Origin of the sequence: Shewanella algicola, assembly GCF_014648035.1 — a bacterium.
GTDB classification, from domain to species: domain Bacteria; phylum Pseudomonadota; class Gammaproteobacteria; order Enterobacterales; family Shewanellaceae; genus Shewanella; species Shewanella algicola.
On sequence record NZ_BMQI01000087.1, the window covers coordinates 1 to 8,523 of the forward strand.

At 42.4% G+C, this 8,523-nt stretch carries 9 protein-coding genes; 8 read left to right on the forward strand and 1 reads right to left on the reverse strand.

The features are described from left to right. Positions 1-117 precede the first annotated feature (117 nt). The 8 genes from IEY42_RS21095 (at position 118) to IEY42_RS21130 (ending at position 6,767) form a co-directional block, all read left to right on the forward strand. Positions 118-438: a hypothetical protein gene (locus IEY42_RS21095; protein ID WP_188927168.1), complete on the forward strand. Its 321-nt coding sequence runs from the start codon at positions 118-120 to the stop codon at positions 436-438. A 689-nt stretch (positions 439-1,127) separates the two neighbouring features. Next, entirely contained in the window at positions 1,128-1,883 is a 756-nt protein-coding gene (locus tag IEY42_RS21100; protein ID WP_229780231.1) for an AzlC family ABC transporter permease, read from the forward strand. Continuing rightward, positions 1,880-2,182 carry an AzlD domain-containing protein gene (locus IEY42_RS21105; RefSeq protein ID WP_160053437.1) on the forward strand — a complete coding sequence of 101 codons (303 nt, stop codon included), beginning with the start codon at positions 1,880-1,882 and terminating at the stop codon, positions 2,180-2,182. The genes IEY42_RS21100 and IEY42_RS21105 overlap by 4 nt, the downstream gene beginning before the upstream one ends. Positions 2,183-2,280: 98 nt before the next feature. Then, positions 2,281-3,687: a UDP-N-acetylmuramate:L-alanyl-gamma-D-glutamyl-meso-diaminopimelate ligase gene (gene mpl / locus IEY42_RS21110; protein WP_188927169.1), complete on the forward strand. Its 1,407-nt coding sequence runs from the start codon at positions 2,281-2,283 to the stop codon at positions 3,685-3,687. Between the two features lie 26 nt (positions 3,688-3,713). After that, positions 3,714-4,373: a flavin prenyltransferase UbiX gene (locus tag IEY42_RS21115; RefSeq protein WP_188927170.1), complete on the forward strand. Its 660-nt coding sequence runs from the start codon at positions 3,714-3,716 to the stop codon at positions 4,371-4,373. Positions 4,374-4,380: 7 nt separating this feature from the next. Next, positions 4,381-4,911 (forward strand): hypoxanthine phosphoribosyltransferase, encoded by a 531-nt coding sequence (gene hpt / locus IEY42_RS21120; RefSeq protein ID WP_188927171.1) that lies wholly within the window; start codon positions 4,381-4,383, stop codon positions 4,909-4,911. Between the two features lie 150 nt (positions 4,912-5,061). Next, positions 5,062-5,997 carry an ABC transporter ATP-binding protein gene (locus IEY42_RS21125; protein WP_188927172.1) on the forward strand — a complete coding sequence of 312 codons (936 nt, stop codon included), beginning with the start codon at positions 5,062-5,064 and terminating at the stop codon, positions 5,995-5,997. Continuing rightward, the gene (locus IEY42_RS21130) at positions 5,997-6,767 is read left to right on the forward strand and encodes an ABC transporter permease (RefSeq protein ID WP_188927173.1); all 771 of its coding nucleotides are present in this window, start codon (positions 5,997-5,999) and stop codon (positions 6,765-6,767) included. Before IEY42_RS21125 ends, IEY42_RS21130 begins: the two co-directional genes overlap by 1 nt. Positions 6,768-6,882: 115 nt before the next feature. On the opposite strand, the gene IEY42_RS21135 is transcribed toward IEY42_RS21130, so the two are convergent. Continuing rightward, positions 6,883-7,842, reverse strand: coding sequence for an integron integrase (locus IEY42_RS21135; RefSeq protein WP_188927174.1), 960 nt, complete (start codon positions 7,840-7,842; stop codon positions 6,883-6,885). Positions 7,843-8,523: the final 681 nt, after the last annotated feature.

Sequence of the window (8,523 nt, forward strand, 5' to 3'; positions counted from 1 at the left end):
CTGATCAGATCATGCCGATACGAAAAAGTTCCCTACTGTTAACAAAGTATGATCCCGCCCTGAGAAACCATTGCTAACTACCCGTTTATCAATACCTTTATTGGCGTGCAGGCGCCGGTGCTTAATCCGTTTCAAGAATATTGCCAATCTCATAAGCTTACCTTAAATACTGAAATGACGATTACCAGCATTTCATCGTTATTTGAGTACCTATCTGATTGTAACTCGTTAGCAATTACGCCCTATAAAGCGGTATACGATATGCTCGATGATGACTCCGGTATCCATGCTTGCCAATTATCAGAAGTGGAGTGTGAACGTATTTTTCAAGTCGTTGAGCCTTTAAAGCTGGTCATGGTGACTTACCCTACGACAGACAACGAAGAATCCATCTGGTTAAAGAAAAAAATCCGCGAATTAACCTTAGAACTAGTATGATTCGGCAGCAAAGACATTTGAGTGTACGGGATAATGAATATACACTCCCGCTTTATGATGCCAATAAGTTGATAGTCTTATTATCAGCATAACAATACTCGCAGTAACCGCTTTATATCCCCAACTAAACATCTAAACATCTAAACATCTAAACATCTAAACATGTTATTTTTATTCATCTTTAATAAATAAAAATAATGGTTGTTGATATTATATCGTTAATTCAATAGGTGCTGTTATTGGTTGTGCTTTAATCGTGACATTATTGCTGGTTTAGTATGTTAATATCACGGGATGTAAAAGTGGTTAATGCTGTTTTTAAATTGCTTATTACAACTTATTGATGAGGTTTAGTGGAGTGTGAAAAATTAGATTTATATAAAATGCATTTTATATTTTGGTATTTGTCTTTTTTGTTTACTTTAATTATTAACCATTATCTCCCTAACTGTTCACTTTTATACCATTTATTAGTGTCATTTTTTGATTGTCAGTGAGTGTAAAAGTCTAGCTGTATAATAAATGTATGTTATATAATCTTTTAAAAATAAGGCACTAATAAGGCTTTACTGTTTTATTCAGAGTAGGCTAATCTTCAGTTAACATAGCGCGCATAAGTGCTGCAAAGGAAGGCTGCATAAGGAGACTGTGTGAGTACCACTCAATCTATTTCTATCCCGACCTCAAAAATGAAATCGTTTCTGTCGGGTGCGTTAGCGGTAATGCCGCTGACCATTGCCGTGATCCCCTGGGGCATTTTAGCTGGCTCATTCGCATTAGAAATTGGCCTCACCGCGGTAGAAAGCCAGGCCATGTCGGCAATTATTTTTGCCGGTAGTGCGCAATTGGTCGCCCTTGGAATGATAAAAGCCGGTATTGGTTTTAGTAGTATTTTAATTACCACCTTACTTATTACCTCAAGGCATTTACTGTATGCCATGGCCATGCGCAGCCAAATTAGCCCATTACCCCTTAAATGGCGTTTAGGGCTGGGCTTTTTACTCACCGATGAGTTATTTGCTATCTCCAACCAGGCTCATGGTGGCGATACGCCTGCACAATATCAGTTTGACCGCTGGTATGCCTTAGGTGGCGGCTTAACCTTTTATATAGGTTGGAACATCGCCACCTTACTCGGTATTGTGGCTGGCCAGTCTATCGATAATTTAGGCGAACTCGGACTCGATTTTGCTATAGCAGCCACCTTTATTGCCATTGTGGTGCCAACAGTAAAAAAACCGTCCATTTTAGTGTGCGTATTAGTGTCACTTATATTAGCGGTGGTGTGCGCCGTGTTTGCCATTCAAGCAGGGCTTTTGATTGCGGCCATATCGGGCATGGCAGCGGGTATGGCTTATGCCAAACTCACTAATGAAGGCATTTTTGATACAGATACAGATACGCCTTGTGCTGATATTGCGCCCACCAAGGAGGATACCCTATGACATGGTTAATTATTATATCAATGGCGGCAGTGGTGTTTGTGAGTCGGCATTTGCTGTTAGAACCCAAAATCCCCATTAGGTTAAGCAAAAACACCTTAACCTTTTTAAGTTACTCAGCCCCAGCAGTGTTAACCGCCATATTAGCGCCCATTGTCTTTGTGCCAGAAGGTGAGCTGGCCATCAGCCTGTATAACCCCTACTTAACCTGTGCGCTGGTGGCCACGGTGCTAGCTTATATTACCCGCAATACCTTGCTGACCACTGTGCTCAGCATGGGGTTATTTTTCTTTTTGTATTAACCCTAACCCCATTGATGATTCTCAATAATTGTTAACTGACATTCACAGGTGCAATAGATTAGAATAAGCGCCATATAATGGATCAGTAGAGTGAAATCATGCACGTACACATTTTAGGGATTTGTGGCACTTTTATGGGCGGATTAGCCCTACTTGCCCGCGCAATGGGCCATAAAGTGACCGGCAGCGACGCCAACGTTTACCCGCCAATGAGCACTCAGCTTGAGCAGCAAGGTATTGAGCTTATACAAGGTTTTGACCCAATCCAACTGGGCAAAGAAGGCGAAAACCAACCCGACCTAGTGGTGATTGGCAATGCCATGAGCCGAGGCAATCCATGTGTTGAAGCGGTATTAAACCGTGGCATGAAGTACACCTCTGGGCCGCAATTTTTATCCGAACATATATTGCTAGACCGCTGGGTGTTAGCCGTGGCGGGTACCCATGGCAAAACCTCTACCTCAAGCATGCTCGCCTGGGTGTTAGAGTATTGCGGCTACGAGCCAGGTTTTTTAATTGGCGGTGTACCGCAAAACTTTGGCGTGTCAGCGCGCCTAGGTAATTCGCCATTTTTTGTGGTTGAGGCCGACGAATACGACAGCGCCTTTTTTGATAAACGCTCTAAGTTCGTTCACTACCGTCCGCGCACACTGGTAATCAATAATTTAGAATTTGATCATGCCGATATTTTTGCCGATCTGGCGGCCATTCAGCGACAATTTAATCATGTTATTCGTACCGTGCCAGGTGAGGGTAAAGTGATTTGGCCTGCACAGGTTGAAGCCGTAAAGCAAGTGATTGACATGGGCTGCTGGAGCGAGCAAGAAGTGTATTCAACCCAGACCAGTTTGTTAAAGAATGAGGGTGAACCAAGTGCCTGGCAGTCGCGTACTATTGCCGACGATGGTCATGAGTTTGAAGTGTTGTTTAATGGTGAAACGCAAGGCGTTGTCAATTGGGGCTTAATTGGCCAGCACAACATTGAAAACGCCATAATGGCCATTGCTGCAGCACGGCATGTGGGTGTTGCGCCAAATCACGCGATTGAAGCGTTAGCGCAATTTAGTCCGCCAAAGCGCCGTTTGGAGTTATTAGCCACCGTGAATGGCGTGACAGTGTATGACGATTTTGCTCATCACCCCACAGCGATTGCTACCACATTACAAGGCTTACGGGCCAAAGTTGGTGCAGGTGATAGCAGCAGCGGTAATATTATTGTGGTGCTAGAGCCGCGCTCCAACACCATGAAAAGCGGTGTTCATAAAGACACGCTCGCCAATTCAATGGCGTTAGCCGACGTAGGTTATTTGTATCAGGCCGACAATATTGGCTGGGACATTACCGCCAGCATGGCCAATGCGCCGATACCTGTGACCGTTTTTCGTAACATTGAAGACATTATTACTAATGTAGCCAATACTGCCCAAGCAGGTGATACCGTGGTGATTATGAGTAACGGTGGCTTTAATGGTATTCATCAAAAAATAATTAAGGCTTTAGCGTAAACCGCGCAGCCGCAAGAGGGGACAAGATGGCCTACGCCAAAAAAGCCAAAGCAATTAGTCTCGCCTGGACCGGCGCCTCGGGTGCGCCGTATGGCATCAAGCTACTTGAATGTTTGCTGGCGAACGACTACCAAGTATTTTTAATGATTTCGAGTGCCGCGAGGGTGGTACTGGCCACCGAGCATGGTTTACAGCTCAGTGCCAACCCAGACAAAGCCAAAGCGCAATTGCTTGAACAGCTTGATAACCCAGATGCGCCCCTTAGCGGTGAGTTAGTGGTACTGGGCAAAGATGAGTGGTTTTCGCCGCCGGCTTCAGGCAGCGCCGCGCCAAAGCAAATGGTGATTTGCCCATGCTCAACAGGTACGTTGGCGGCTGTAGCCACTGGCATGAGCAACAATTTGCTCGAAAGAGCAGCAGACGTGGTATTAAAAGAGCGCGGCCAATTGATTTTGGTTCCGCGTGAAACTCCGTTTAGCGCCATACACTTAGAGCATATGCTAAGCCTAACCCGCAATGGTGCGACCATCATGCCAGCGGCGCCAGGCTTTTATCATAATCCCCAATCGGTAGAAGATCTGGTAAACTTCATGGTTTCGCGGATCCTCGATCATTTAGGGATCGAGCACGACCTTACGAGCCGCTGGGGATACGGACACACCCAGCCAAACGACATCGACAATTGAGATATTTATGAAACACACAATTGAAATGATGATTTCTGAGCAAGAAATCAATAAAACCCTAGATCAGTTAGCCGAACGTATTAACGCCCATTATGCGCACAGTGAGCGTTTATTAATGGTTGGCCTATTAAAAGGGTCTGTCGTGTTTATGGCCGATTTGTGTCGCCGTATTAAAGGCCATGTCGAAATCGATTTTATGGCTGTGTCGAGTTACGGCAATAATATGAACAGTTCTCGCGATGTTAAAGTACTTAAAGACGTACAATCTGACATTGCAGGCCGTGACGTATTAATTGTAGAAGACCTTATCGACTCAGGTAACACCCTAAATAAGGTGCGCGAAATGCTATTGCTGCGCGACCCTAAAAGCTTAACGCTATGCACTTTGCTCGACAAACCAGAACGCCGCGAAGTTGACGTGCCTGTCGATTTTATTGGTATTACCATTCCTGACGAGTTTATCGTAGGTTATGGTATCGACTACGCAGAGCAATATCGCAACCTGCCTTACATCGCTAAAGTGGTGCCATTAGATTAGATCTTTTTGATATAATCGATAAACTCCCGCTATAGGCGGGAGTTTTGTTTTGGTAGGCAAAAGTGTTGCGTCTTTTTCATTTTTATAACGTCTTTAGATACATGTAATAAAAAGTGTTTAATGCGCAATTTATTGATTAGAGGTATGACAATGAGTAACACCAACAATGCATTGGTGATCGATAACCTTAAAAAAACCTATAAAGGCGGCGTGCAAGCTGTTAAATCGATTAGTTTAACGGTCAAGCAGGGTGATTTTTTTGCCCTGCTCGGCCCTAACGGCGCCGGTAAATCGACCACCATCGGTATTATCAGCTCGTTAGTGCAAAAATCCTCTGGCACAGTGTCAGTGTTTGGATTTGATATAGATAAACAACTTGAACAAGCAAAATTGTGTATTGGCTTAGTACCGCAAGAATTCAACTTTAATCAATTTGAAACCGTACAACAGATTGTGGTTAATCAGGCAGGCTATTACGGTGTGCCAAAAGACGTGGCATTACAACGTGCCGAGAAATACTTATCTCAACTTGATTTATGGCAAAAACGGCATGCCCAAGCTCGCGAATTATCAGGCGGTATGAAACGCCGACTAATGATTGCGCGCGCGTTAATGCACGAGCCCAAACTGCTTATTTTAGATGAACCGACCGCAGGGGTAGACATTGAGCTGCGCCGTTCAATGTGGGACTTTTTAAAGCAAATCAATCAACAAGGCGTGACCATTATTTTAACCACTCACTACCTTGAAGAAGCCGAAATGCTCTGCCGCACCATTGGCATTATCGACACCGGTTTGCTGGTGGAATGCACCACCATGAAAGCCTTACTCAGCAAGCTTGATGTAGAAACCTTTATTTTCGATTTACGCCGCGACCTAGAGGCAGCACCGCAATTAACCAATATGAATTGCCGCTTAACCGATGCACACACATTAGAAGTTGACGTGGCGAAAGCGCACAATATTAATGACTTATTTGCTCAATTAAGCGCCGCCAATATTGAAGTGCTCTCGATGCGCAACAAAGCTAATCGCCTAGAAGAATTGTTTGTAGAACTGGTCGAAAAAGCCAAGGAGTCAAAATAATGAATCACCTGTATTTTGTGGCTTTTAAAAGCATTTTAACCAAAGAAATTAATCGTTTTACTCGTATTTGGGTCCAAACATTAGTACCGCCAGCCATTACCATGACGTTATATTTTCTTATTTTTGGTAACTTGGTTGGCAGGCGTATTGGTGAAATGGGCGGCGTGAGCTATATGGAATTTATTGCCCCTGGTTTAATTATGATGTCAGTCATTACCAGCTCATATTCTAATGTGGCATCGTCGTTTTACAGTGCCAAGTTTCAGCGTAACATTGAAGAGATTATGGTTGCGCCAGTACCGCATTATGTGATGATTGCCGGTTACGTTGGCGGCGGGGTTTCACGCGGTTTGTGTGTAGGCTTAATTGTGACTACTGTGGCGATGATGTTTGTCGATATTACCCTGCATCATGTTGGCTTGGTCATACTCACTATGTTTTTAACTTCAGTGTTATTCGCATTAGGTGGTTTAATTAATGCTGTGTTTGCCAAGAGCTTCGACGACATTAGTATTATCCCAACGTTTATTCTCACACCTCTGACTTATTTAGGTGGGGTGTTTTATTCGTTATCGCTATTACCAGATTTTTGGCAAGGCGTGTCGGCTTTAAATCCTGTGGTGTATATGATCAACGTCTTCCGCTACGGATTTTTAGGTTTTGCCGATCTTAGTGTGCCGTTATCTATCGCCATTATGGTCGGCTTTTGTGCCAGCTTATGGTTTGTTGCTTATTATTTGATATCTCGTGGGATTGGATTAAGAAGTTAAATACATACCAAGCACAAAAAGAATTTATCAAGGGCTCGCAAGGGCCTTTTTTGTGGGTGGTGTTTAGAAAATATTTACCTTGTAGGCTTATTCATAGGCGGGCTAATGATCGCTTTTAACTGTAATCCATTGGGCTTTGTACGCCTGTTTGGTGTAAACCTGCAACATGAGTATAGATTTGAGTTGTTTTGACATCATTATGGCCAAGCAATTCCTGCACGGTTCTTATATCATGACCACGCCTCAGTAAGTTTGTTGCAAAAGAATGCCTGAAAGTATGGGCGGTAATGCGTTTAGTGATATCGGTTTTCTGAACTGCTTTTTTTAATGCTTTTCGAAAGGTTGTTGGGTCAATATGATGTCTGCATATATAGTCATTAACTGGATGTGACACACAGTGAACCGAAGGAAAAAGATATTGCCAATGTAATTGTTTGGCGCTTGTGCCAAACTTTTTGAGTAAGCTAGTAGGTAAAGAAGCCATCCCTAATCCCTGAGATAAGTCGTGAGCATGAGTCTCTCGCACATGGTGCATCTGCTGTTGTATGGGGTCAATGGTCATTTTCGGTAAAATACAAACTCTATCTTTTTTACCTTTACCTCTAAATACAAAAAGTGTTCGATTTTCAAAATCGATATCCTTAAGCCGAATACTTAAAGCTTCAGTTAATCTTAACCCCGCGCCATATAATAAACAGCCAATCAGTTGGAATTTACCGTGTAATTGGTCAATAACTTGTTTGGCCTCTACATCACTTAAAACCTGCGGAATTCGAGTCGGAGCTTTTGCATATGGGAACTGCAAATTGTCGGTATCGATGGCTAGTACATGTTTAAACGCAAAAACAAGGGCGCAAAGGGCTTGCTGTTGTGTACTGCTGGAAACACGCCGTTCGTTTGCTAAAAAACATAAAAACTGTTCAATGTGTGTAGGTAAAATATGTTTTGCAGCAGTAAATTTAAAATATCTTATAAAATAACGGTTCCAATAAAGGTATGATTTTTCAGTTTGATAGCTGTAATGCCTCACTCGAATTTGTTGTCGAATCGCTTCGATATATCCCGATCCCGCCATCACTTCCCCCCTTTATGTTACCAACACTGTACATCCATACAGTTATAATGGGTTTTGGCGTGTTTTCAAGCGGGTTGGCTGATAAGTAAACTAAAGTAGTATGAAAAATAAACCGCTCATTATTTAACAGTATGAAATCAATATGTTTTTATTTTCTTTTTAATATTGAGTCCACTTTTAACGCGCAAGCCCGTTTTTATTTGTAAATGAAGTCAAATAAAACTGCTTTACAACAATAAGATAGTAAATGTAGGATGTTAATAATCAATAAGTTAAAGGGCCGACATTATCGGGCGAGCCCTTCAATAAGCTGTTAGGGTTCCAGAATATGCTTGTGACAATAATCCTAGTTATTCTATTTATAGTAATAGGATTTATAGAAAGCCTCTTTTATATGGGAGTTGCTTCTAGGTTAGCAACTAAAAATAAAGAAGTAGGTATTTCTAATTTTAGGTTATCTGAAGCTCACGAGTCTTTTACTAAAGGTAATCCTTATACTCAGTTTCTATCGGTAAAAGAATGGAAAAAATACAGATTTTACCGGATAACTCGTATAACCTTATTTATAAGTTTTGTTATATCAATTTTATTTGTATAAACAAAGCGTTAAAGTAACCCTAACACATATGAGCCTTCCGCCAGTCAATAGGCAAGCCTAACTTATTTGACTGCTTTTGCAGT